The organism is Dietzia sp. UCD-THP (assembly GCF_000349585.1).
Lineage (GTDB): Bacteria > Actinomycetota > Actinomycetes > Mycobacteriales > Mycobacteriaceae > Dietzia > Dietzia natronolimnaea_A.
This window is the reverse complement of the sequence record NZ_AOSR01000013.1, coordinates 168,186-192,824: the sequence shown is the minus strand read 5'-3', so window position 1 is coordinate 192,824 and position 24,639 is coordinate 168,186. Positions and strand designations below refer to the sequence as shown.

22 protein-coding genes are annotated in these 24,639 nt (G+C 70.5%); 17 read left to right on the top strand and 5 right to left on the bottom strand.

From position 1 onward, the window contains the following. Positions 1–128: 128 nt before the first annotated feature. Together H483_RS23335 and H483_RS23330 are read left to right on the top strand one after the other, a co-directional pair. Complete coding sequence (locus H483_RS23335) at positions 129–1,844, top strand: class I adenylate-forming enzyme family protein (protein WP_017835674.1); 1,716 nt, start codon at positions 129–131, stop codon at positions 1,842–1,844. Positions 1,845–1,848: 4 nt separating this feature from the next. Beyond that, positions 1,849–2,424 carry a TetR/AcrR family transcriptional regulator gene (locus tag H483_RS23330; RefSeq protein ID WP_042328846.1) on the top strand — a complete coding sequence of 192 codons (576 nt, stop codon included), beginning with the start codon at positions 1,849–1,851 and terminating at the stop codon, positions 2,422–2,424. 135 nt (positions 2,425–2,559) lie between these two features. Here the strand turns inward: H483_RS23330 and H483_RS23325 are convergent, their stop codons facing one another. After that, positions 2,560–3,729 carry an iron-containing alcohol dehydrogenase gene (locus H483_RS23325; protein WP_017835672.1) on the bottom strand — a complete coding sequence of 390 codons (1,170 nt, stop codon included), beginning with the start codon at positions 3,727–3,729 and terminating at the stop codon, positions 2,560–2,562. 500 nt (positions 3,730–4,229) lie between these two features. Here H483_RS23325 and H483_RS23320 point away from each other — a divergent pair, with 500 nt between their 5' ends. Together H483_RS23320 and H483_RS23315 are read left to right on the top strand one after the other, a co-directional pair. Next, positions 4,230–5,537, top strand: a complete 1,308-nt coding sequence (locus H483_RS23320) for a TrkH family potassium uptake protein (protein ID WP_238556215.1) — start codon at positions 4,230–4,232, stop codon at positions 5,535–5,537. A gap of 19 nt (positions 5,538–5,556) precedes the next feature. After that, positions 5,557–6,195 carry a TrkA family potassium uptake protein gene (locus H483_RS23315; protein WP_017835670.1) on the top strand — a complete coding sequence of 213 codons (639 nt, stop codon included), beginning with the start codon at positions 5,557–5,559 and terminating at the stop codon, positions 6,193–6,195. A 73-nt stretch (positions 6,196–6,268) separates the two neighbouring features. Here the strand turns inward: H483_RS23315 and H483_RS23310 are convergent, their stop codons facing one another. Both H483_RS23310 and H483_RS23305 read right to left on the bottom strand, forming a co-directional pair. Continuing rightward, positions 6,269–7,456 (bottom strand): calcium/sodium antiporter, encoded by a 1,188-nt coding sequence (locus H483_RS23310; protein ID WP_017835669.1) that lies wholly within the window; start codon positions 7,454–7,456, stop codon positions 6,269–6,271. A gap of 123 nt (positions 7,457–7,579) precedes the next feature. Then, positions 7,580–9,760 carry an ATP-dependent DNA helicase RecQ gene (locus H483_RS23305; protein ID WP_017835668.1) on the bottom strand — a complete coding sequence of 727 codons (2,181 nt, stop codon included), beginning with the start codon at positions 9,758–9,760 and terminating at the stop codon, positions 7,580–7,582. Between the two features lie 81 nt (positions 9,761–9,841). On the opposite strand from H483_RS23305, the gene H483_RS23300 reads away from it, so the two are divergent. Beyond that, positions 9,842–10,453 (top strand): class I SAM-dependent methyltransferase, encoded by a 612-nt coding sequence (locus H483_RS23300; RefSeq protein ID WP_031264511.1) that lies wholly within the window; start codon positions 9,842–9,844, stop codon positions 10,451–10,453. A 49-nt stretch (positions 10,454–10,502) separates the two neighbouring features. Here H483_RS23300 and H483_RS23295 read toward each other — a convergent pair whose 3' ends face one another. After that, positions 10,503–11,960, bottom strand: coding sequence for a glutamate decarboxylase (locus H483_RS23295; protein ID WP_017835666.1), 1,458 nt, complete (start codon positions 11,958–11,960; stop codon positions 10,503–10,505). 172 nt (positions 11,961–12,132) lie between these two features. Between H483_RS23295 and H483_RS23290 the strand changes: the two genes are divergently transcribed. The 12 genes from H483_RS23290 (at position 12,133) to holA (ending at position 24,128) form a co-directional block, all read left to right on the top strand. Beyond that, complete coding sequence (locus H483_RS23290) at positions 12,133–13,038, top strand: SDR family NAD(P)-dependent oxidoreductase (protein ID WP_017835665.1); 906 nt, start codon at positions 12,133–12,135, stop codon at positions 13,036–13,038. Between the two features lie 44 nt (positions 13,039–13,082). Beyond that, positions 13,083–14,411 (top strand): glutamate-5-semialdehyde dehydrogenase, encoded by a 1,329-nt coding sequence (locus tag H483_RS23285; protein ID WP_081615082.1) that lies wholly within the window; start codon positions 13,083–13,085, stop codon positions 14,409–14,411. A gap of 57 nt (positions 14,412–14,468) precedes the next feature. Beyond that, positions 14,469–15,350, top strand: coding sequence for a MoxR family ATPase (locus H483_RS23280; protein WP_017835663.1), 882 nt, complete (start codon positions 14,469–14,471; stop codon positions 15,348–15,350). A gap of 27 nt (positions 15,351–15,377) precedes the next feature. Beyond that, positions 15,378–16,808: a VWA domain-containing protein gene (locus H483_RS23275; protein ID WP_017835662.1), complete on the top strand. Its 1,431-nt coding sequence runs from the start codon at positions 15,378–15,380 to the stop codon at positions 16,806–16,808. 56 nt (positions 16,809–16,864) lie between these two features. Continuing rightward, complete coding sequence (nadD, locus tag H483_RS23270; RefSeq protein WP_017835661.1) at positions 16,865–17,581, top strand: nicotinate-nucleotide adenylyltransferase; 717 nt, start codon at positions 16,865–16,867, stop codon at positions 17,579–17,581. Next, positions 17,578–18,021 (top strand): ribosome silencing factor, encoded by a 444-nt coding sequence (gene rsfS / locus H483_RS23265; RefSeq protein WP_017835660.1) that lies wholly within the window; start codon positions 17,578–17,580, stop codon positions 18,019–18,021. The genes nadD and rsfS overlap by 4 nt, the downstream gene beginning before the upstream one ends. Before the next feature lie 7 nt (positions 18,022–18,028). Beyond that, complete coding sequence (locus tag H483_RS23260; RefSeq protein ID WP_017835659.1) at positions 18,029–18,730, top strand: histidine phosphatase family protein; 702 nt, start codon at positions 18,029–18,031, stop codon at positions 18,728–18,730. Continuing rightward, positions 18,727–19,557: a DegV family protein gene (locus H483_RS23255; RefSeq protein ID WP_017835658.1), complete on the top strand. Its 831-nt coding sequence runs from the start codon at positions 18,727–18,729 to the stop codon at positions 19,555–19,557. Before H483_RS23260 ends, H483_RS23255 begins: the two co-directional genes overlap by 4 nt. A 50-nt stretch (positions 19,558–19,607) precedes the next feature. After that, positions 19,608–20,564, top strand: a complete 957-nt coding sequence (locus tag H483_RS23250; RefSeq protein ID WP_017835657.1) for a ComEA family DNA-binding protein — start codon at positions 19,608–19,610, stop codon at positions 20,562–20,564. Beyond that, on the top strand, positions 20,561–22,021 hold the full coding sequence (locus tag H483_RS23245; protein WP_238556210.1) for a ComEC/Rec2 family competence protein: 1,461 nt from the start codon (positions 20,561–20,563) through the stop codon (positions 22,019–22,021). Before H483_RS23250 ends, H483_RS23245 begins: the two co-directional genes overlap by 4 nt. A gap of 133 nt (positions 22,022–22,154) precedes the next feature. Beyond that, positions 22,155–23,084 (top strand): SDR family oxidoreductase, encoded by a 930-nt coding sequence (locus tag H483_RS23240; RefSeq protein ID WP_031264506.1) that lies wholly within the window; start codon positions 22,155–22,157, stop codon positions 23,082–23,084. 66 nt (positions 23,085–23,150) lie between these two features. Continuing rightward, a complete protein-coding gene (gene holA, locus H483_RS23235; protein WP_017835654.1) occupies positions 23,151–24,128 on the top strand; it encodes a DNA polymerase III subunit delta in 978 nt (325 codons plus the stop codon). Between the two features lie 155 nt (positions 24,129–24,283). On the opposite strand, the gene rpsT is transcribed toward holA, so the two are convergent. Then, positions 24,284–24,544: a 30S ribosomal protein S20 gene (rpsT, locus tag H483_RS23230; protein ID WP_017835653.1), complete on the bottom strand. Its 261-nt coding sequence runs from the start codon at positions 24,542–24,544 to the stop codon at positions 24,284–24,286. Positions 24,545–24,639: the final 95 nt, after the last annotated feature.

The window sequence follows — 24,639 nt, the reverse complement described above, 5'->3', positions numbered from 1 at the left end:
GGATTGACATCAGTCGGCGAGGAGATGCGAAGTCTGCCCGCGAGAGCGGGTTGACCACATCCGTTAGCGATGCAAGTATGAGCCAGATCATACTAACGGCGGTCAGTGCCGCGGGAGAGTGAGAAATCATGGAACAGCCGGTTCGAGTCCCCTCGAGTGCCCCCGAGTCCCGCCAGAACCCGGGGGACGGTCGCACCACGGACCGGTGCCTGACCTCCACGCAGTCCGCCCTCCTGGGACGGGCGACCCTCGGTGATCAGCTCCGGCGTCACGCGCAGAGTCGGGCCGGCAAAGCCGCGATCGTCTCCTACGCCCCCGGTGGCGGGCGGACCGTCACCACCTACGGTGAGCTCGACCGTGGCGCCAACCGGGCTGCTCACATGCTCCTCGGACTCGGCGTGACGCGCGGCGACCGGGTCGCGGTGATGGCACGAAACCGTGTCGAGTCGGTGATCGCCTACTTCGGAGCCCTCAAGATCGGGGCCGCCTACTCCGGGATCAACGTGCTGCTGGGGGTGGGAGAGGTGGCTCATCAGCTCGACCACCTGGAACCCGCGGCCGTCGTCGTCGCCGCGGAGTTCCTCCCGGTCGTCCGGGCGGCGCTCGGCGACTCCGGACACCGGACCGCGATCATCGTCCTCGACGCCACGGCGCCGGACGGAACAGGGACCGACGGCATGGGATCCGACGGTACGGACGCCGGCTCCACCGACGACGCGGGGTGTCACGACTTCGACCGTCTCCTCGACTCGTCCCCGGACACGGAGCCCGGATGCGACGTCGACGAGCTCGACCTCGCGATGATCGTCTACACGAGCGGGACCGAGGCGGCCCCCAAAGGGGTCATGCTGCCGCATCGCAACTACCTCATCTCCACCTCGCCCGCGTACACGTGGGGGTTGCGATGCCTGGACGACGACGTCTGGCTCTTCGTCATGCCGTTCCACACGATCGCCGGGATCGGCTCGTTGACCTCGCTCATCCTTCTGGGCGCGACACTCGTCCTGCCGGCCAGCCTCGCGCCCGCCGACGTGCTGGCGATGATCAAGACGGAGCAGATCTCGGTCCTGGCCCAGACGCCCACGTTCTTCATCTCGCTGGCGGACCATCCGGACTTCGGGCCCGACGCGGTGGGGACCATCGAGCGGTGCCTGACCTACGGGGGGCAGGTCTCCCCGCGAACGGTGGACGCCTGGCACCGCGCCGCGCCGCGGTCGATCTGGGGAACCTACTGGGGCCAGTCGGAGCTGACCCAGCTGGGGTCGGTCGGCTGGTTCAAGCAACTCGAGGACGTTCCCGGGCAGGACCCCACCTGGATCGGAAAGCCCGTCGGCCATCTGGAGGTCAAGGTGGTCGACGCCGACGGGAACGAGTCCGAGAGCGGGGAGCTCCTGTGCCGCACCCCGTCGGTGATGGCGGGGTACTACAAGGATCCCGAGAAGACCGCCGCGGTCCTCGACGGCGGGTGGCTCCACACCGGCGACATCGTCCGACGTGATGCCGAGGGCAACATGTTCTTCCTCGACCGCAACAAGGACATGATCAAGACAGGGGGATACAACGTGTCCTCCCAGGAGGTCGAGCGCGTCCTCCAGGCGCACCCCGGGGTGGCGCGTGCCGCCGTCGTCGGACTCCCGGACGAGTACTGGTCCGAGGCCGTCACCGGGTTCGTCATCGCCGTCGACGGCAGCGACGTGTCGGGCCCGGAGTTGCGAGAGCACTGCAAGACGGCGCTCGCAGGATATAAGGTCCCCAAGGTGATCACGATCGTGGACGAGCTCCCGACGGACCCCCAGGGCAAGCTACTCAAGAGAGAGCTGCGCCGCCTGCACGCAAAGGACTGAGACGCTGAACACCGAGCCCAGCAGACGCGACGCGATACTGGCCGCGGCGGCCGAGTACTTCGCCGAGCAGGGCTACCACTCGGCGGGGATGCGCGGTATCGCCGATTCGGTGGGGATCAAGGGTGCCAGCCTGTACAACCACTTCGGTTCCAAAGAGGAGATCCTCTACGCGATCGCGCTGAAGATGACCCGTGTGCCCGTGGAGGAGAATCTGCTCGTCCTCGACGAGGCCGGAACGCCGACCGAGCGGCTCACCGCCCTGATCGACGTCCATCTGCGCCACCTCGCGGTGAACCGGGTGGAGCATCTGGTGAGCCTGCGGGAGCTCTCCGCGCTCACGCGGGAACACCGTGACCGCGTGGTCGAGTACCGCAAGTACTACCAGCGACGGGTGCGCGACGTGATCGCCGCGGGCATCCGCGCCGGGGAGTTCGGCGTCGACGACCCGATGCGTGCGGCCGTCGCGATCCTGGACCTCATGAACGGCGTGAGCTGGTGGCTGCGGGACGACTACGACATCGACTCCCTGGTCTCCACCTACGTGGACTACATCGTCGACGGGATTCTCAGGCGCAGGTGAGGGGTCCGCGGTGGCGCGGACGAGGTGGCCCCGGTGGCGCCGTCGCCCCCGCGCACCCCGACGAGAAACGGCCCCAGTGTCGCCACTGACGACACGGGGGCCGGATCACGCGGGGTCGCTGGCCCGTGTCCTCGCTCAGAGCGCGCGACGCAGGAGGGGGACCAGCGCGTCGGCGTCCGCGATCGGGTTCGGGTTGGTCCCGCACCAGATGTCCTTGAAGGTGTACGCGGCCAGGCTCGACAGGTCGTCCTCGGACAGTCCGACCTCGGTGAGCGACCGCGGCATGCCCAGCCGCCTGATGAGCGCGTCGGCGAGGTCGTGCGCGGGCGTCTGCGGCTCGCCGAACGCCACGCTGATCAGCGCCTGGCGATGTTCGTTGACCTCCCGGTTGTACTCCAGGGCGAACGGCGCCATCACGCAGGACGTGTGTCCGTGCGGGACCTTGAACGACCCTCCGAGCGCATGCCCGACCGCGTGGCTGATACCCATGTCCAGGCCGGCGACGATCGCGACCATCGACGACCAGGCTCCGACCTGGCACATCCGCCTGGCCTCCAGGTCATCGCCGTTCTCCTTCACCCGGACGAGGCCCTCGGAGAGCAGGCGGATGGCGTTCATCGCCATCCCGTCGTAGTACCCGTTCGACTCGAGTGACCCCAGGGTCTCGAAGGCGTGGTCGAGAGCGCGCACCCCGGTCGAGAGCCACAGCCATTCCGGGGTGTGCCGGGTGAGCGCGGGATCGAGGATGACGGCCCGCGGGGTCATCGCCGGATGGACGTACCCCTCCTTGACATTGCTCTCCTCGTCCGTTGATCCCGCCAGCGCGTTGAACTCGCCTCCGGCCAGCGTCGTGGGGGCCACCACCACGGGGATGCTCGGAGCCGAGAAACTCGGGGCGGTCACCGAGGTGTCGGGGTTGACCTGCAGGTGGTAGGCGTCCATCTCGGAGGTCGTGCGGATCCCGTGCTCCAGGGTCACCGCGAGGATCTTCGTCAGGTCCGTCGCCGAGCCGCCGCCGACACACAGCAGCATGTCCGGATCCGCCTCGGCCGCGACCAGGGTCGCCGCGATGACGTCCTGGCGGGGCACGTGGGGCCGGACCGCGTCGAACAGGCCGACGAACCGATCGCCCAGGGCCTCGATCACCCGTCGGATCTCGTCGGTCTGGGAGTTCAGGGTCCCACTGCAGACCACGAAGACCCGGCTCGCGCCGAGGAGCTCCGCTTCCTGCGCCGCGGCCTCCGCGACCGGGGTCCCGATATGGACTCTCTCCATGGGGGTCAGAGAGATGAGTGATGACTGCACGGCGGCACCGTCCTTCGTTATTGTCCTCGACCCCCGTGTCCGAGAGGTGACCGTGTCGCTCCGAGGATGACACGGGGGTCGAGCTGGGGTCGGGCGTCGCGCAATTTCCGTCCCGCCCGGGCTAACAGCCGTTACCCTACAGGAGAATTGTGGTCCAGGCCACAGTCTCACTGCCGATGCCGTACGGAGGGTATCGAGAGGTCCCGGACACTCCCTTAGGGAGACATATGCAGGATGTTCAGGGCTGCAGCGGTGTCCTGCCGGGCGGGGGCGGGACTTGACTCGCGCCGATCGGCTACCTCGCTCGGTGACGGTGCTCACATTCACGCCGACTAACGGTGGATCGCCGCAGTAGGGGTTGATGCCGTAACATGGGACCGCGGTCCGGGCACGTGGGTCTACAGTCTCACTTCGTGAGTGATGGTGACAGACGGGTCTGGCCGTCCGGGGTTCGGCGGTGGTCCGGCTGGGTGGTGCTGAGCCCGGTTCGGGTCGTGGCGATGAGCTTCGCCGCAGCGATCGTGGTGGGCACGGTGCTGTTGCTCCTGCCCGGAGCCGTCGAGCCCGGGAGCAGCACCGGGTTCACGGAGGCGCTGTTCACCTCGACGTCGGCGATGTGTCTGACGGGGCTGATCGTCGTGGACACCCCGGTGCACTGGTCGGGGTTCGGTCAGGTGGTCATCCTCGCCTTGATCCAGGCCGGCGGCCTGGGGATCATGACGATGGCCTCGATGGTCGGGCTGGTGCTGGCGGATCAGATCGGGCTCAAGGCCCGGATGAACACGGCGGCCGAGGCCCGCGCCTCCGAGCTCGGCGATGTCCGCGATGTCGTCATCGGCGTGATCCGGCTGAGCATCGGGATCGAACTCGTCACCGCCGCCGCGCTGGCACTCCGCTTCGCCCTGGGCTACGACGAGCCCGTGCTGCGGGCACTCTGGCTCGGGGTGTTCCACTCCATCTCGTCGTTCAACAACGCCGGGTTCGCCCTCTACAGCGACAACATGATCGGGTTCGCCACCGATCCGTGGATCTGTGTCCCCTTGATGGTCGCGGTGATACTGGGTGGCCTGGGGTTCCCGGTCCTGTTCGAGATCGGCCGGCGGCTCCGGCGCAGGGCCCCCCGCGGCCGGTCGCGGGCGGGGTGGACGCTGCACACGCGATTGACCGTCTCGGTGACGGCGGTGCTGTTGGCCCTCGGGTTCGGAGCGGTCCTGGCGTTGGAGTGGGCCCGCACCCTCCAGGGGTACAACGCGGCGGAGAAGATCCTGGTGGCGGCGTTCCAGGGCGTGATGCCCCGGACCGCCGGATTCAACAGTGTCGACTACGCTGACCTGGACGACGCGACGCTGCTCGTCACCGATGTGCTGATGTTCATCGGCGGAGGCAGCGGCGGCACCGCCGGCGGGATCAAGGTGACCACCTTCGCGCTGCTGCTGTTCATCATCATCGCCGAGGTCCGTGGCGAGCGGTCGGTGACCATTCTCGACCGTCGCGTCGACACCCGGGTGCAGCGACAGGCGCTCGCGGTGGCGCTGATCGGAATCGGGCTCGTCATGACGTCGACGATCGTGCTGCTCGCGGGCACGCCGTTCGGCCTCAACGAGTTGCTCTTCGAGGTGACCTCCGCGTTCGCCACGGTGGGGTTGTCCACGGGGATCACCGCCGAACTGCCCCACTGGGGGCAGTGGATACTGATACTCCTCATGTACCTGGGCCGCATCGGCCCGATCACCATGGTCAGTGCACTGGCCGCGCGACAGCGTGGCCGGCGGTACGACCTCCCCGCAGAGAGGCCCCTCATTGGCTAGACGACGAGCTCCCGACGCTGTGGTGGTTCTGGGACTGGGCCGGTTCGGCAAGTCCCTGGCCCTGGAGTTGATGGCGCAGGGCGCCGAGGTCCTGGGCGTGGACTCCAGCGACGCCGTGGTGCAGAAGGTCGCCCACCGTCTGACCCACGCGGTGGTGGCCGACACCACCGACGAAGAGTCACTGCGCCAGCTGTCGGTGCACCAGTTCGACCGCGCTGTCGTGGGGATGGGGTCCGACCTCGAGGCGAGCCTGCTCACCGCGTCGGTGCTCATCAACCTCGAGGTGCCCAACATCTGGGCCAAGGCCACCAGCAACTCCCACGCCAAGATCCTCACCCAGATCGGCGTCCACCACGTCGTGCGACCGGAACACGACATGGGCAAACGTGTCGCCCACCTGGTGCGGGGCAGGATGATCGACTACATCGAGTTCGACGACGGTTTCGCCATGGTCAAGACGTCCGCGCCGACCTTCGCTCTGGGCCAGCCACTCGGGCAGAGCAGCATCCGCACCGACTTCGGAGTCACCGTGGTCGCCATCAAGCGACCGGGGGAGGGGTTCACCTATGCCACGGCCGACACGGTTCTCACCGAGGGCGACACCATCATCGTCTCGGGTCGGGTCCGCGACACCGAGCGCTTTGCCGAGCTGTCATGAACCAGTCCTGACCTCTCGCCGCTCCGGCGTGCCGCGCGGCTCGCGAGACCGCAGAGTCCGCGCCGGGACAGCGCTACTCCTGCGCGACGACCTGTCGTCGTGCCAGTGTCCGCCCCCGGATCACGCCGAGTTCATAGGTGGCCAGCACGACCAGCCACACCGCGGTGAAGGGGATGACGAACCACAGCATGGCGGTGCTGAACGGCTCCAGGGCGTCATGGCCCGACGCCTGGAGCACCACGTACGCGATGTAGGCCGCGTAGAAGCCGGCGAAGAGGAGCCCCTCCCACCGCTTGATCGCCATCCCGGTGAACGCGATGGGCAACAGGGCCAGCGCGACGGCCACCATGATCGGGAGGTCGAACCGGATCGCCCCCGGTGCGACCTCGATCGGGGTGATCAGCGATGTGACACCCAGAACCGCGCCGATGTTGAACATGTTGCTGCCGACGATGTTCCCCACCGCCATGTCGCGCTCACCCCGGACCGCGGCCACCAGGCTGGTCGCGAGTTCGGGGAGTGACGTGCCGATCGCCACGACGGTGAGGCCGATGACCAGATCGCTCATGCCCCAGGCCGCCGCGAGATCGCTCGCCGCGGTGACCAACAGGCGAGCGCCCACGACCAGCAGGAGCACGCCCAGGGCGACCATCGCGCCGCTCATGAGGACCGAGTGCGCCCCCTTGTGCGACTGCGGGTCGGCGTCCGTGGCCGGGTCGGCGTCCACCTCCGACTCCGCGCCGGCCGTGCTCCCGGCCGCGCTCTCGACAGTCGACCCGTCGTCGGTCGCCTCCGCCGGGTCGGCGGTGCGCCTGCGGGAGATGACCACCGTCGCCGCCACGTACGCCACCAGCCCGGCGAGCAACAGCATGCCGTTGAGCGCGCTGATCACCCCGTCCAGAGCCACCACCAGCAACACGATGGAGAACCCCACCATGATGGGGATGTCGACACGGACTATCCGGGACTTCGCGAGCAGTGGCGCGACCAGCGCGGTGAGCCCCAGGATGAGCAGGATGTTCGCGATATTGCTGCCCACCACGTTGCCGACCGCCAGCCCCGGGTGACCGCTCAGGGCGGCGTCGACGCTCACCGCGAGTTCCGGGGTCGAGGTGGCGAACGCGACGACGGTCAACCCCACCACCAGCGGTGACATGCCGATGGTCACGGCCAACCTGCTCGCCCCCCGCACGAGGGACTCCCCGCCCGCGACCAGAAGGACGAAGCCGACCGCGAGTGCGCCGAGAGTCAGGGCGCTCACGACAGATCACGCTGCACGGGGGTGGCGGACCCGGGCCCGGGACGCGGTGGGCGAGACGCTGAGAAATCCATGGCCGTTATTATTCCGTGCCCACGCTCCCACCGCCGCGATGCTCTCCGCGGATCACCCGGCGGCGGCCACCGCCAGGGGGAGGACGGCCCCGGCTCCGGCGGCTCGCAGGTGCCGAGCGGCCTCCGTCGCCGTCCATCCCGTTCCGTACAGATCGGTGACCAGCAGGACCGGACCGGTGGGGGTGGATTCCGGCCCGGACAGCGTTCCCCAGAGCTGGGCGACCCGGTAGGCCGAGTTCTGGGCGGCGACCGGGGGCAGGTCGGGATCTCTGGTGAGCTCCCCGAGGTGGTCCATCCGGCCCATCTGCGCGAGCGCGTGGGCCAGGCTCCCCACGAGTACCGGCCGCTCGCCGGTGAGCAGGGCCACCACCCCGGTGGGCCGTTCCTCCCACCCCCAGTCGCGCAGAACCGGGACGCACGCACGGACCACCCAGTCGGGAGCCTCCTGGTCGGCCCCGGAGAGTAGTCCGCGGAGCTTCTGGCCCAGCCCCAGGTCGGTGAGGCGGGCAAGAGCGCGTCCCTCGGCGGGCCCGTCGGCGATCTTTCCCTTCAACGGGACGTCGAGCCGCGCGAGACCGGTGGGCCACTGTCGGCGCGGGGGCAGGACCACCCCCGAGCGCTCCAGCGCCTCGCGTGCCCGGGTCAGGGCGCCCTCGTCGACCGACGTCGCCCTCCGGTCACCCGTGCAGTTGTCGCATCGACCGCACCCGCCGGAGGCCGGGTCGAGCGTGGGGTCGTCGAGCTGCCGACGCAGGAACTCCATCCGACACGAGCCGGTCTGCTCGTAGGCGATCATCGCCTCCTGCTCCGACCGCCTGGCCCGGGCCAGCCCGGCGTAACGCTCGGCGTCGTAGTGCCACTGTCGCCCGGTGGCGATCCACCCTCCTCGCACCCGCTGGACCGCACCGTCCACGTCGAGGACCTTGAGCACCATCTCCAGCCGGGTCCTGCCCAGATCGACCGCGGGCTCGAGGGCCTGGGTCGACTGCGGCCGGTCCGGCTCGAGGGCGTCGAGGACCCGGCGGACCACGTCCTCGGGGGGGAAGGCCAGGGAGGCGAAGTGGTTCCAGATGGCCCGGTCCTCGGGCCCGGGCAGGAGCACCACCTCGGCGCGCTCGGCCGCGCGACCCGCGCGACCGATCTGCTGGTAGTAGGAGATGGGCGACGGAGGGGCCCCCAGGTGGACCACGAAGCCCAGGTCGGGTTTGTCGAATCCCATGCCCAGCGCGGACGTGGCGACCAGCGCCTTGACCTCGTTGTCCAGCAACGAGCGCTCCAGTTCCTCGCGCTCGCCGGCGTCGGTGCGGCCGGTGTAGGCGCTCACACGGTGCCCGGCGGAGGTGAGCAATCCGGCCATGTACTCGGCCGCCGCCACGGTGAGGCTGTAGATGATCCCGCTGCCCGGCAGGGACTCCAGGTTCTCCGCCAGCCACGCCGCGCGGCGCTCCGAGTCGTCGATCGCCACGACCGACAAGCGCAGCGATTCCCGGTCCAACCCTCCGCGCAGAACGAGGGTGTCGGACGCCGCGTCGCCCGCGTCCCCTTCAGGGCCCCCGGACCCACCCGGTCGTTCGCCCACACCGAGCTGCTGTGCCACGTCGCGCACCACCCGGTCGTTGGCCGTGGCGGTGGTGGCCAGGACCGGCACGCCCTCGGGCAGGTCTGCCAGAAGCGTGCGTATGCGGCGGTAGTCGGGCCGGAAGTCGTGCCCCCAGTCCGAGACACAGTGGGCCTCATCGACCACCACCAGGCCGGCGTCCGCGGCCAGGGCGGGCAGCACGGTGTCGCGGAAGTCGGGGTTGTTGAGCCGTTCCGGGCTGACCAGGAGCACGTCCACTTCGCCAGCGCGGACCGAGGCGCGCACGTCGTCCCATTCCGGCATGTTGGCCGAGTTGATCGTGGCCGCGCGTACGCCCGCCCGCGCGGCGGCCTCGACCTGGTTGCGCATGAGGGCCAACAGCGGCGAGACGATCACCGTGGGCCCCGAGCCCAGCTCCCGGAGCAGTCGGGCGGCGATGAAGTACACCGCCGACTTGCCCCAGCCGGTGCGCTGCACCACGAGTGCGCGCCGCCGGTCGGCCACGAGCGAGTCGATCGCGGTCCACTGGTCCTCCCGGAGGCTCGCGTGCGGACCGGCGAGGGCGCGCAGCAGTTCGTCGGCGCGCGAGCGGAGCGCCTGACGGTCGGGTCCTGTGGTGGAGACGGCGCCGGGAGCTGAGGTCATGTCGCCCATCGTGCACCACCGGTCCGACACCCGGACGGCGTGGCCGACGTCGGGAGCGGGCAGGAGCCGGGCGCGGCCATACTGGGTGCCATGACGCAGACGTGGAAGAAGATCGTGGACGCCGATCCCGGGCACTCGCATCGCTATGCCAAGCGGTGGGACGACATGGTGGCCGGGGGCGTGGACATCGACGGCGAGGCACGGCTGATCGACGCCATGGCCCCGCGCGGTGCGCGGATCCTCGACGCGGGGTGCGGACAGGGGCGGACCGGCGCCTACCTTCACGAGCGCGGTCATCGGGTCACCGGGGTGGACCTCGATCCGCACCTGGTCGGGCGGGCGCGGGAGCTGTGCCCCGGCGCCACTTGGGAGGTCGCGGACCTGGCAGGGGATGACTGGGCGACCGGCCCGTTCGACCTGGCGGTCTCCGCAGGCAACGTCCTGGCGTTCGTCGACCCCGCCGACCGTGGAACGGTCCTGGCCAACCTCGCGGCGCGACTGGTGACACCGTCAGACGACGTCGAGGGTCGACCCGGGCGGCTGGTGGTGGGGTTCGGACTCGACCGCGGGTGGACGCGCGAGGAGTTCGACGACGACGCGCGCAGGGCGGGACTCGAGCTGGAGCAGCGCTGGTCCACCTGGGACCTCCGGCCGTTCACCGACGTCAGCGGGTTCATGGTCGCCGTGCTCGTGCGCCGATAGCCCCCGGGGGGCGCTTCCGGGCCGTCGCCCGGCCGGTCCCACCGGCCCGTCAGTGGTGGAAGTGCGACCCGGGCCCCTTACGCGGCATCGGTGAGTCGAGCTGGTCGAGGAACCTCACCTCGCCGGCGAGGTCCTTGATCAGGGCGGCGGCCAGGTCGCGCCCCAGGCCGACCCGGACCACGATGCGCAGTACGGTCAGGTGCGCCAGATCGTCGGCCAGCGGATAGGCGGGCACCAGCCAGCCCTTCATCCTGAGACGATCCGACAGGTCATACAGGGTCCACGTCTCCGTGTACCCCTCCTTGAGCCGCCAGGTGATCACCGGAATCGTGTCCCCGCGGCTCACCAACTCGAAGGGGGCGAGCGCTCCGATCTCCGAGGCCAGGAACTGGGCGACGTCGAGGGACGCCTGCTGGACACGGCGGTAACCCTCCCGCCCGAGCCTGAGGAACATGTAGTACTGCAGGAGGACCTGCGCCCCGGGTCGCGAGAAGTTCAGCGCCAGGGTGGGCATGTCCCCGCCGAGGTAACTGCAGTGGAAGATCATGCTCTCCGGGAGTGACTCCCTGTCGCGCCACACGATCCAGCCCACGCCCGGGTAGACGAGCCCGTATTTGTGGCCGGAGGTGTTGATGGACGCCACGCGCGGGACACGGAAATCCCACTCCAGATCGGGTTGGCAGAACGGCGCGACCATGCCGCCTGACGCGCCGTCGACGTGGATGCGGACGTCGAGACCGGTGGTCTCCTGGATCTGGTCGAGCTTCCGGGCGATCTCCGAGACGGGCTCGTAGGCACCGGTGTAGGTGACGCCCATGATGGCCACCACCCCGATGGTGTTCTCGTCGACGTACTCCTCCAGTTCGTGCCCGTCGAGCATCGGGTGCTCCGCCGAGATGGGCACCCAGCGGGGCTCGACCTCGAAGTAGTTGCAGAACTTCTCCCAGCAGACCTGCACGGCGGTCGACAGGACGATGTTGGGGCTCTCGGTGGACCTCCCGGCCGCCCGGCGCGCGGACTGCCAACGTCGTTTCAGCGCGAGCCCACCCAGCATGCAGGCCTCGGACGAGCCGATCGTCGAGGTGCCGATGGACTCCCGGACGTCGGGCACGTTCCAGAGATCGGCGATCATCCTCCAGCAGCGCTCCTCGATCGCGGCGGTCTGGGGATACTCGTCCTTGTCGATCATGTTCTTGTCGATGGTCTCGGCGTACAGGCGCCGGGCCTCGTCGTCCATCCACGTGGAGACGAACGTCGCGAGGTTGAGTCTCGCGTTGCCGTCGAGCATCGCCTCGTCGTGGACGATCTGATAAGCCGTCTCGGGAAGAGAGGGGTCCTCCGGAAGCTCGAAGCGGGGCAGCTGCGTGGCCTCCCCGGGACGCACGAAGACCGAATCGAGGGTCAGCGACCCGCCACCCTCGTCGGTGGTGTGCCGCGCCGGTGTGTGACGTGCCGCGGCGTGACGTGCGGTCGTGTGGCGTGTTGTGACGTGCGGATTCTCGGCCACTGTCTCTCCTCGGATCGGGACCTGTCCCGTGGCGACTCCTCGGGTGTCAGAGTGTGCCACCGATCGAGGGCGACCGTCGTCGACTTCTCGAGGCTCGCCCCTGACCACCCTCGGCACCATCCGTGGACCCGTAGCGGCACCGCCGGGCCCACCGTCCCAGCACACTGAGTTCATGACCATCCAGAAGAGGTCCGCGAGCACCCGGGGATGGACCGTGGGCCGCCTTCCCGACCTGACCGGCAAGACCATCGTGGTGACCGGCGGCACGAGCGGGATCGGGAAAGAGGCAGCGCGCGAGGTCGCGCGTCGCGGCGCTCACGTGGTGCTCCCCTCCATCACCCGCGCCGAGGGGGAATCGGCAGCGGCGGAGATCGGCGGGTCGACGGAGGTCCACGAGTTCGACCTGACCCGCCTCGACGCCGTACGCGCATTCGCGGCGGACTACACCGGCCCGATCGACGTCCTGCTGGACAACGCCGGACTCATGAGCCGGACACGCGAAGTGACCGCCGACGGCTTCGAACTGCACCTGGGGGTCAATGTCCTCGGGCCGTTCCTGCTCACCGAACTGCTGTTGCCTCAGATCAGGGAGCGTGTCGTGATCACGGCCTCGATGGCCCACACCGCCGGTCGCATCGACTTCACCGACCCCCACTTCCGTCGGCGCCGGTACTCCATGGCGGCGGCGTACGCCCAGTCCAAACTCGGGTGCATGCTCTGGGGCCTCGACCTGCAGAACCGGCTCCGCGCCGCCGGGTCGGTGGTGGACGTCCAGCTCGCGCACCCCGGGTTCGCCGCCACCTCGATCCTCGATCCGACGCCGTTTCCGCCGGTCAACAGAGTTCTCAACCGCATCGGTCGAGGGATCATCCCCACGGCGTCCGACGGGGCGCGACCGCTGCTGTACGCCGCCACGGAGCCGCTGCCACCGGCGTCGTACATCGGACCGTCGGGATTCCGTCAGATCGCCGGGTCGCCGGGCCCGTGCGAGCGCTCCGCTGCCGCCGGGGATCCGGAGCTCGCCCGCCGCTTCCGGGAGTTCGCAGTGAGCGAGACCGGAGCCGATCCAGTCGTCTGACAGGTCGCGTGGTCCTCCCCGGTCGCATCGGTAAGCTGGCGGTCATGACCACCAGCCACCTCGACGCCCCCGACCTCACCGGCCAGTCCGGCGCCGATCGGCCCGTTCACGACCCGACGAGCGAGGTCGTCGATGATTCGATACGCGAGGCCGTCCATGACGCGGCCCGCCGCGCCCGGGGTGCGTCGCGGGAACTGGCCCTGCTCACCGCGGAACGCAAGAACGCGCTGCTGCTGGCCGCGGCCGACGCCCTGGTGTCCGCACAGGCGCAGATCCTCGAGGCCAACGCCCGCGACATCGAGGAGCAGACGGCGGAGGGCACCGGCGAGGCCATGCTGGATCGCCTCCGTCTGACCGCCGAGCGGATCGAGGGCATCGCCGGCGGGCTCCGGCAGGTGGCGGGCCTGGCCGACCCGATCGGCACCGTCACCCGCGGATCCACCCGCCCCAACGGTCTGCAGCTGCGTCAGGTCCGGGTGCCGTTGGGCGTGATCGGCATGATCTACGAAGGCCGCCCCAACGTCACCGTCGACGCCTTCGGCCTGGCGTTCAAGTCGGGCAACGCGGCGTTGCTCCGCGGGTCGCGCTCGGCCCGGCACTCCAACGAGGCGCTCGTGACGGTCCTGCGTGGCGTGTTGGCGCGCCACGAACTGCCGGTGGAGGCGGTCCAGTTGCTGCCGTCGGCCGACCGGTCGTCGGTCACCCACCTCATCCAGGCGCGCGGACTGGTCGACGTGGTGATCCCCCGCGGCGGTGCCGGACTCATCCAGGCTGTGGTGGAGAACGCCAAGGTGCCGGCCATCGAGACCGGTACCGGGAACTGCCACCTCTACATCCACGGAGACGCCGACCTCGACGAGGCCATCCGGCTCCTCCTCAACGGCAAGACCCGCCGGTGCAGCGTGTGCAACGCCACCGAGACGGTACTCCTCGACGAGGCCCTCGGCGACGCCGCCGTGGACCGCGTGGTGGGGGCGCTGCAGTCCGCCGGGGTGACCGTGCACGGGGACCGTGAGGGCCTCGTCCCCGCCGATGACGTGGACTGGGGCGAGGAGTACCTGAGCATGGACATCGCCCTCAAGGTGGTCGAGGGAGTGGATGCCGCAATCGAGCACATCGCGCGCTGGTCCTCGGGACATACCGAGGCGGTGGCCACCCGGAGCATCGAGGTGGCGGACACGTTCTGTGCCCGGGTCGACGCCGCGGCGGTGATGGTCAACGCCTCCACCGCGTGGACGGACGGCGAGATGTTCGGCTTCGGTGCCGAGATCGGCATCTCCACCCAGAAACTGCACGCCCGCGGACCCATGGGTCTCGAGGAGCTCACAAGTACCAAGTGGATCGCGCACGGCAAGGGGCACGTGCGTCCCTGACGCACGCAACCCGGGTCGACGCCCCATCCCACGCGATTCCCACTGAAAGGATCCCCCATGGACCGAGCCCGGACCGCGCAACGACCGGCCTTCCAGAGCATCGATCACGTGATCGAGTGCCTCGGCGCCCAGGGTTACCTGGCCGACCGCTCGACCGCCACGGTGGTCTATCTGGCGGACCGACTGGGCAAGCCGTTGCTCATCGAGGGCCCCGCCGGAGTGGGCAAGACCGAGCTGGCCAAGGCGGTCGCCGCTGCCACCGACGCCGAGCTCATCCGGCTCCAGTGTTACGAGGGTGTCGACGAGGCCCGGGCACTGTACGAGTGGAACCACGCCAAGCAGATCCTGCGCATCCAGGCAGGCCAGGGCGAGGGATGGGACTCCACGCGGGACGACGTGTTCTCGGAGGAGTTCCTCCTGTCCCGGCCGCTGCTCACCGCGATCCGTCGTAGCGATCCCACCGTGTTGCTGGTCGATGAGGTGGACAAGGCCGACATCGAGATCGAGGGGCTGCTTCTCGAGGTGCTCAGCGACTTCGCTGTGACGATCCCGGAACTCGGGACGATCGAGGCGGTCCGCACGCCGTTCGCGGTGCTCACCTCCAACGCCGCACGCGAGCTCTCCGAGGCGCTCAAGCGTCGCTGCCTCTACCTGCACCTGGACTTCCCGACCCCCGAACTCGAGCGCAAGATCCTCGCCTCACGGGTGCCGGAGCTCGACGACCGACTGGCCGAGCAACTGGTCCGGGTGGTCGGGCTGCTGCGCGCCATGGCGCTCAAGAAGGTGCCGAGCGTGTCCGAGACCATCGACTGGGGCCGCACCCTCGTCGCCCTGGGCCTGGACACGATCGACGACGAGACCGTCCTGCAGACCCTCGGGGTGGTGCTCAAGCACCAGTCCGACCAGCTCCGCGCGGCCGCCGAGCTGCGGCTCAACTAGCGTGCGGCGATCAGGAGGCGAGGCACTGTGACCACGCGTTCGCCCGGCGGACTGTCCGGGCATCTCGTCGACTTCGTCGACGCCCTGCGCCGCAAGGGCATCCCGGTGGGACCGAGTGAGGCCGTCGACGCGGCCGCGGCGATGGTCCACATCGACCTGCTCGACCGTGCGGCGCTCAGGGAGGCGCTCGCCGCGACGATCCTGCACAAACCCACCCACCGCGGTGTGTTCGACCAGATCTTCGACCTGTGGTTCCCCGCCGCGATCGGAGCGCACTCCCCGGCGGACGGGGTGGCGGTCGAGGTCGAGATCCCGACGGACGACGACGGCAAGGTGGACCCCGACGCTCTGAACGAGCTCATCGCCTCACTGCTGCTCGAGGACACCGAGGAGTCGCGGGCCAAGGCCCGGGCGCTCGCCGAACTCCTGGTGGAGCAGCTCGGCTCCTATGATTCGGTCAACGGTCCGCGCTACTCCGCCTACCAGGCTCTCAGTCCCCTCGACACCGGCGCGATCATGCAGAGGATCCTCGACGGTCTGATGGGGGCGGACCCGTTCGATCCGGACGGTTCCAAGCGGCACGCCGAGAAGTCCGCGGCCGCGAATTCGGCGGCCGACATGGTGCGGGGTTTCCTCCGCGAGGTCGCCGACGAGACCCGGCGCCGCACCGCGGAGACGGTAGGGCGCGACCGGGTGGCCGACTACGCGGTGGGGCCCGCGGCGGAACAGGTGGACTTCCTGCGGGCCAACGACCAGGACCTGCAGGTTCTGCGGCGACGTGTGGGGCCTCTCGCCCGGCAGCTCGGCAGTCGCCTGGCGGCCCGTCGTCGTCGTCACCGCCAGGGTGCGATCGACATGCGCAAGACGATGCGCCGGTCCATGTCCACCGGCGGGGTGCCGGTGGAACTGGTCCTGCGCAAGCCCCGGCCGGCGAGGCCAGAGTTGGTGGTGTTGTGCGACGTGTCCGGTTCGGTGGCCGGGTTCAGTCACTTCACGCTCCAACTGGTGCACTCCCTGCGTGAGCAGTTCTCCCGCGTGCGGGTGTTCGCCTTTGTCGACACCACCGATGAGGTCACCTCGTTCTTCGAGACCGGCTCGGACCTCGGATCGGCGATGAGCCGCATGGTGCGTGAGGCCCGGATCATCACCTACGACGGGCACTCCGACTACGGTCACGCGCTCGAGGGGTTCGCCGACCGCTACGCCCACACCCTCACGCGCACGGGTTCGCTGCTCATCCTGGGCGACGGCCGCAACAACTACCGCGACCCCTCCGTGGACGCTCTCGAGTTCGTCAGCGAGCGGGTCGGCCACACCCACTGGCTCAACCCCGAGCCCAGGAAGCAGTGGGGCACGGGCGACTCGGCCGCACGCCTGTACTCCCAGTACGTGCCCATGCACGAGTGTCGCAACGTCGAGCAACTCACGGCCGTCGTCGCGGGCCTGTTGCCCGTGTGACGGCGCGGGCACGCGAGGGAGCGGAACGTGGTCCCGGACCGATAGACTCGGCGACCATGACCACGACGGGGGCCGCCGCGGGCGCCGGACGCCGCATCGGAGTGATGGGCGGGACCTTCGATCCGATCCATCACGGTCACCTGGTGGCGGCCAGCGAGGTCGCTCACCGCTTCGGCCTCGACGACGTGGTCTTCGTCCCCACCGGAGAGCCGTGGCAGAAGCGGGGGCGTTCCGTCTCACCCGCCGAGGACCGGTATCTCATGACCGTCATCGCCACGGCCTCCAACCCCCGGTTCTCCGTCAGCCGCGTGGACATCGACCGCCGGGGGCCCACGTTCACCGTCGACACCCTCAGGGACCTGCTGCGGCAGAACCCCGGGGTCGAGATCTTCTTCATCACCGGTGCGGACGCACTGGAGAAGATCCTGACCTGGCGCGGCTGGGAGGAGATGTTCGAGCTCGCCACCTTCGTCGGGGTCTCACGCCCCGGCTTCGAGTTGTCCGACACCCACCTCACGGAGATCGGTGACGGGCGCGTGCACCTGCTCGAGATCCCCGCGCTGGCCATCTCCTCGACCGAGTGCCGCAGGCGCGCGGCCGAGGACGCCCCGGTCTGGTACCTCGTGCCGGACGGCGTCGTCCAGTACATCGCCAAACGCAACCTGTACCGTCCCGAGGGCTCCACCAGGCTCGACGGGACCCCCGCCGCGACGGCTCCCGCGCACCGCGAGCTCGTCCGCACCGACAACCACACCGAGGAGATCAACCAGTGACCGCTAGCCCCGAGGCCCTGGAGATGGCGGGCATCGCCGCCCGCGCCGCAGACGACAAGCTGGCCACGGACGTCGTCGTGCTCGATGTCTCCGGTCAGCTCATCATCACCGACTGCTTCGTCCTGGCCTCGGCCGACACCGAACGCCAGGTCAACGCCGTGGTCGACGAGATCGAGGACAAGCTCCGAGAGGCGGGGCACAAGCCGCTGCGTCGGGAGGGCACGCGGGAGGGGCGCTGGGCGCTGCTCGACTACAACGAGGTGGTGGTGCACGTCCAGCATGTCGACGAGCGCGACTACTACTCGCTCGACCGGCTCTGGAAGGACTGCCCGGTCGTGGAGATCGAGGGCGTGGAGACCTCCGGCCGGCCCGAGTCCGCGACCAGTGGCGCGGACGACTCGCTCGCGCCGGAGGAGCCGCAGCGGGATCAGGGGCTCTGACACCCCCGTGACCCGTCGTCTCATCCTGCTGCGTCACGGTCAGACGCATTACAACGCCTCGTTGCGCATGCAGGGCCAGTTGGACACCGAGCTCAGTGAACTCGGAGTCCAGCAGGCTCACGCGGTCGGCCGCGCGTTGGCGCATCGTCGGCCGTGGACGATCCTGTCCTCGGATCTGCAGCGGGCGCGTGAGACGGCCCTGGCACTGGCATCGGAGGTCGGGCTGGAGGTGCGGACCGACCCGCGCCTGCGGGAGACCCATCTGGGCACGTGGCAGGGGATGAGCCATTCGGAGGTCGACGAGCAGTGGCCCGAGGCCCGGATGCGGTGGCGCAGCACACCCCGGTGGTCCCCGCCCGAGGGGGAGAGTCGCCTCGACGTGGCCCGCCGCACCCGGCAGGTGGTCGACGAACTCGTGGACGCCTCGCCCGGGTGGAACGAGCACCCGGCGGTGCTCGTGGCCCACGGGGGCGCGATCGCCGCCCTCACCGCAGCCCTCATCGAGTTGCCGGTCGAGCAGTACCCGATCTTCAACGGGCTTGGGAACACCTGCTGGGTGCAGCTCTCGGCGCATCCGCGCCCCGGGGCGTCCTGGAGTGGACAGGCCGCGGAGCCGGAGATCGGGCCCACGACCGACGGCGCGCGCGAGGTGCTCTGGCGCCTCGACCAGTGGAACGCCGGTCTCACGCCCCCGGTGGCGACGACATGACCATCAGGCTGGTCACCGACTCGAGCGCGGACATCCCCGAGGAGTGGGTCCGCGAGTTCGGCATCACCGTCGTGGATCTGCACGTGGTGGAGGAGGGCGACAGGGCGGTCTCGACGGCCGCGGTCACCCCGGACGAGCTGACCGCGATCTACCAGGAACTCTTGGACGAGCCGGACTGCACGGGCATCGTCTCCGTCCATCTGTCGCGTGAACTCTCGCGCACGTGGGAGTCCGCCGCCGATGCCGCCACGAGGTTCGGTGGCCGGGTCCTGGTCTCGGACTCCCGGTGCGCGGGGATGGCGTTCGGTGCCGCGGTCGCCCAGTGTGCCTGGTCGGCGAACAACGGTCTGGGACTGTCCGGAACCTATGAGCTCGCCGAGCGCCTCTGCCGGGGAGCGTCCACCTTCGCCGCTCTGGAATCCCTGGAGAGTCTGCGCCGGGGCGGACGCATCAGTGTCCTCGCGGCGATCTTCGGCAGTGCGCTGGCCATGCGCCCGATCATCGTGCTGCGTGGTGGGTCGGTCGACCTGGCCGCCAAGGCCAGGACCACGACCAAGGCCCACGAGAAGTTGCGCGCGCTGCTTCGTGACGAGATCGGTCGGGGCGACGTCCTGGTGGTGGTCCACCATCACGAGGCACCGGAGCGGGCCCGGGAGATGGCCACCGAGATCCGCAAGGAGACCCCGTTCCCCGAGCGGGTCCTGGTCGTCGAGTTCGACGAGGTGCTGGCCTGGCACCTGGGGCCCGGGACCGTGGGCGTCTCGGTGACGGACCTCGTCGACACCGCATTCCCCATCCCCGCCGTCGCTCCACAGGACGGCGCCTGAGGGACCTCTCCGGGGTCTGGCCGGGGGGCGCGCCGGTCTAGTTTCGGCCCATGTTCCCCGACACCCGGACTCGTCCCGCGGACACCGGCGACCCCGCGCGCGAGGCCGCGCTGCGCAGGCTCGCGAGTGTGACCGCCCAGGCGGAGCGGGCGTCCGTCCCCTGGGCGGACGCGGAAGCGGACGGGAGGAGACCTGAACGGGTGCCACCCGAGCGCCCGGACGCGGCGGCCTGGGCCGACCCCCCGTGGTGGCGCCGGGTCCGGTGGGCCCCGGACAGGATCGCGGGTGTCGCCCTGGTCGTGTTGGTGTTGGGACTCGGCGGGTTCTCCGTTCATCGTCTCCTGTCCGCGGTGCCCGAGGGCGCTCCGGTGCCGGAACTCCCGTTGGCCACACCGGGCGTGACCGTCCCGGCGGACGGCGCGTCGGCACCGGGTCCGCCCCTGGCGCCGGCCGAGGCCGGGGCGGACTCGACCGGGGCGGCCGGGCCGGTGGACGACGGGTCCGCGGGGCCCGTCGTCGTCTCCGTCGTGGGTCTGGTCGGGCGCAGCGGGTTGGTCACACTGGCCCCGGGCGCTCGGGTGGCGGACGCCCTCGACAGCGCCGGCGGGGTTCTGGACGGCGGCGACCGTGACGGCCTCAACCTGGCCCGGAAGGTGGCCGACGGCGAGCAGATCCTGGTAGGACTGGCACCGGGGCCCGACGGCCCCCGCGGGCCGCGGAGTGGGATCGTCGGCGCCGGTGACCCGCCCGTGGACGGCGGGCCGGCGCCGGCGCCGGTGGCGGGGCCCCCGCCCGGCGCGTCGCCGCCGGGCGGGGGACTGGTCGACCTCAACACGGCGGACGCCACGACCCTCGAGACCCTGCCCGGGGTGGGGCCGGTGACCGCGTCGTCGATCCTGGCCTGGCGGGCCGCAAACGGGTCGTTCGCGAGCATCGATCAGCTGGCCGAGGTCGACGGTATCGGCCCGGTGACGCTCGCCCGGCTCCGGCCGCTGGTCTCGGTGTGAGCACCGGAGCACCGCCCCCCGAGCCGCCCCCCGGGCCGCCGGTCGTGCCGCCGCCCCCGCGGGCACCCGCCGCGCGTGACCTCCGATTGGTCGTCCCGACGCTCGCGCTGTTCGTCACCACCGCGGTCACCCTGGGGATGCGGCCGGCGGCGGCCTGCGCACTCGCGGTGGTACTGCTCGCCGCGGCGGTGATCGCTGTGGCCTGGTCGGTGTCCGTGGGGGCCCGGGAGCGGCCGGACCACACGGCACTGGGGGTACTCGCGGTCGCATGTGCACTGGGGGCGATCGGCGCCGGCGTCCAGGCGGCGCGGTCGCACGCGCTCGCCGCGCATCCGTTGGTCTCGCTCGTCGACACCCGCACGGGAGTCGAGGGCGTGGTGACGGGGTTCGACCGTCCGGTCCGCGGCGGCGGGGTGATGGTTCCGTTGCGGGTGGAGGTCACCGGATCAGGACAGTCGGCGCGAGTGGCCCGCCTCGACGTGGTGGTCCTGGCCCGGGAGGGGTGGCGGGGCCTGCCACCGGGGACGCGGGTGCAGACCTCGGTCATGGTGCTGGAGCCACGCTCTCCCGGGGATCCGCCGGCCCTACGCGCCCTGGCGCCTCCGCGGGTGACCGGGGAACCGGGCGTGACCGGCCGGGCCCCGGCCGCGGTGCGCGAACGGTTGCGAGTGGTCTCCGGTCGCGCACTCGAGGGTGAAGCGGCGGCGTTGCTCCCGTCCTTCGTTCTCGGTGACGAGGGCGGGGTGTCCACGGAGACCCGCGACGGGTTCCGGGCCGCGGGGCTGGCTCATCTCGCGGCGGTCTCCGGAGCCAACACCACCTATGTGGTGGGGTCTGTGCTCCTGGCCGCCGCCGCGCTGGGAGCGGGGCGGCGCGTCCGCATCTTCGCCGCGGGGCTGGCGCTCGCGGGTTTCGTCGCGGTGGTGGGTCCGGAACCCGCGGTGTTGCGGGCGGCCGGGACCGGGGCGATCGGCCTGGCCGCGCTCAGTTCCCACCGGACTGGCCGACCGTTGGCGGCGCTGGCCGGCGTGGTGCTGCTGGTGTCGATGCTCGATCCCACAACGGCCACCGGGGCCGGGTTCGTCCTGTCAGTCACGGCGACCGCCGCGCTCGTGGTGGCCGCCCGACCCGTGGCCGTGCGTCTGCGCCGTCCGTGGATGCCGGCCACCGTCGCGGATCTGCTGGCGGTCTGCGTGGTGGCGCATCTGGCGACCCTGCCGGTGCTGGTGGCCACCGGCCTTCAGGCGGGTCCGTGGGCGCTGCCGGCCAACATCGCGGTGGCGCCGGTGGTGCCGCTGGTGACGGTGCTCGGGACCGCCGCCGCGGCGCTGGGACCCGTATGGCAGGACGGGGCGGTCCTGCTCGCGGCGGCGTGCGCTCCCGCGCTGTGGTGGCTCGAGACGGTCGCCCGGATCGCCGTGGCCCTGCCGGGGTCGCCCGACGTCGCGCCCGGGTGACCCCGGGCACGGATCCGGAGCCGCTCGCGGAGTGACCTTTGTGTACCGGATGCGTCCGGGGTCCCCGCCGCGCATCATGGCCCGCACGGCACAGCTCCGAGACCACGACGCGGAGACGGGACGAGTGAGACTGATGAGAAGGAATGACGACCTGAACGGAAAGATCATCGTCGTCACGGGAGCATCCAGCGGCTTCGGCCGTGGCGCCGCGATCGCCCTCGGCGCGCGCGGGGCGCACGTCGTCCTGGCCGCTCGCCGCGGCGAGGTGCTCGAGGAGGTGGCCACCCGGATCGCCGCGTCCGGTGGTTCTGCCGTGGCGGTGCCCACGGACGTCAGCGATCCCGAGGCCGTCGAGAACCTGGCAGCGGCGGCGGAGGAACACTTCGGCCCCATCGACGTGTGGATCAACAACGCCGCGGTCGGTGTGATGGGCCTGTTCTGGGAGGTGCCGCTCGCGGATCACGCCCGACTCGTCGACGTGGATCTCAAGGGCATGATCTTCGGTGCCCACGTGGCACTGCGGCGTTTTGCGGCCCGTGGCGAGGGCGTGCTGGTCAACGTGGGATCGGTCGCCGGAGAGGTTCCGCTGGCCTATCAATCCACGTACTCCGCGGTGAAAGCGGGCATCACGAGCCTCGGTCGCTCCCTCACCGAGGAACTGCGACTGGCCGGGTTGGAGGAAACGGTGAAGGTCGGCACGATCCTGCCCTGGGCGGCCGACACCCCGTGGTGGGATCACGTCGGAAACTACACCGGCCACGCGCCGCGGCTGACGGCGATGGACGACCCCGACCTCATCGTGGACGCGATCGTCGACGCCTGCACGAACCCGGAGCAGGAACGCCCCGTCGGGCCGAAGGGGCGTGCCGCCCACACCTCGCACCGCCTGTTCCGCGAGCTGACCGAGCGGTTCTCGGGAACGCTCTCCCGGGCCGAGCTCGGTAACGGTGCGCGCGTACCGGACACCGCCGGCGCCATCCACGAACCGGTGGCCGTCGGCACTGCTGTGCACGGGGACACCCGGGCGCGGATGGTCGAGGAGGATGCCGACCCCGGTTCGTGAGGGCGGTGGTGCGGGCCTGACGGACGTGCGTGGCACCATGTCATCTGACGACGACGAGGAGCGCACATGTCACCAGGCTCTGCACCCGCCGCTCTGCATCTTGTCCTGGGCGAGGACGAGTTCCTCACCGAGCGCGCCACGGCCGGTGTCGTGGCGACCGCTCGGGCGGCGGCTCCTGCGGGGGAGGACCCCCCCGTCGTCTCTCGACTGGGCGGGCCGGAGGTCGGTGCGTCGCAGTTGTTCGAACTGCTCTCCCCGTCGCTGTTCGGCGAAGCCCGCATCGTGGTGATCACCGGGGCCGCAGAGCTGGGCAAGGACGCCCAGGCGGCGGTGATGGACGCGGCCGTCGACCTTCCGGACCGGACCGTCATGGTGGTCCAGCACACCGGCGGTGGCCGGGCGAAGTCGCTCGTGCCGGACCTGCGGAAGGCCGGCGCTCAGGAACACGCGGCCGGAAAGCTCTCACGTCACACGGACGTGGTGGGATTCGTGCGCTCGGAGTTCCGTGGCCTCGACGTCCGGGTGGCCCCGGAGGCGTGTGAAGCCCTCGTCGAGGCGGTGGGTACCGACCTGCGGCAGCTGGCGTCGGCGTGCGGCCAGCTGGTGGCCGACACCGGGGGGAAGGTCGACGTCGAAGCAGTGCGCCGTTATCACTCCGGTGTCGTGGGCGTGAGCGGTTTCACCGTGGCCGAGCGGGCGGTCACGGGGGACGTGGCCGGGGCGATCGAGGCGCTGGAATGGGCCATGCACACCGGGGTCCCGCACGTCGTGTTGGCGGACGCTCTCGCGGACGCCGTGAACTCGATCGCCATGGTGGGGACGCAACGGGGCACCCCGCCCGCCGAGTTGGCGCGGCAGGGGCTGCCCCCCTGGAAGGTCAAGAAGGTCACCGCGCAGACCCGGTACTGGTCCATCGACACCCTGGGTCGGGCCCTCCAGGTGGTCGCCCGCCTCAACGGGGAGGTCAAGGGACAGGCGGAGGACACCTCCTACGCGCTGGAACGGGCGGTCCGTGCGGTGGGGTCGCTGGCGGGCGCCGCGTAGGACGCGACCGGGCAGAACGCGACCGGGCAGCACACGGCCGGGCAGGACGCGACGAGGGCCCACCACGCGACCTCGATCGGTGCGGGGTGGGCCCTCGGAGCCTCGTCGCGGCGTCCGCCGCGGGGCTGTGCTCCCCGGTGGGGGAGCGGGTCGCCTCAGAGCGAGTTGACGGCCTTGGCGAGCGACGACTTCTTGTTGGCGGCCTGGTTCTTGTGGATGACTCCCTTGGTGGCGGCCTTGTCGAGCTGACGCGAGGTCGCGACGAGGAGCGCACCGGCCTTGGCCTTGTCGCCGGCCTCGGTGGCCTCACGCAGGTTGCGGATGGCCGAACGCAGCGAGGACTTGATCGACTGGTTGCGCAGGCGGTTGCGCTCGTTGGTGAGGTTCCGCTTCTTCTGGGACTTGATGTTGGCCACTGGTCACCTTTGGTCGTGTCTCGACGGCCCCGCGGGGGTCCGGTCGATCGGATGTCATGTCTCTCGTCCGCTCGAACGCGCGCTACGCGATCCGG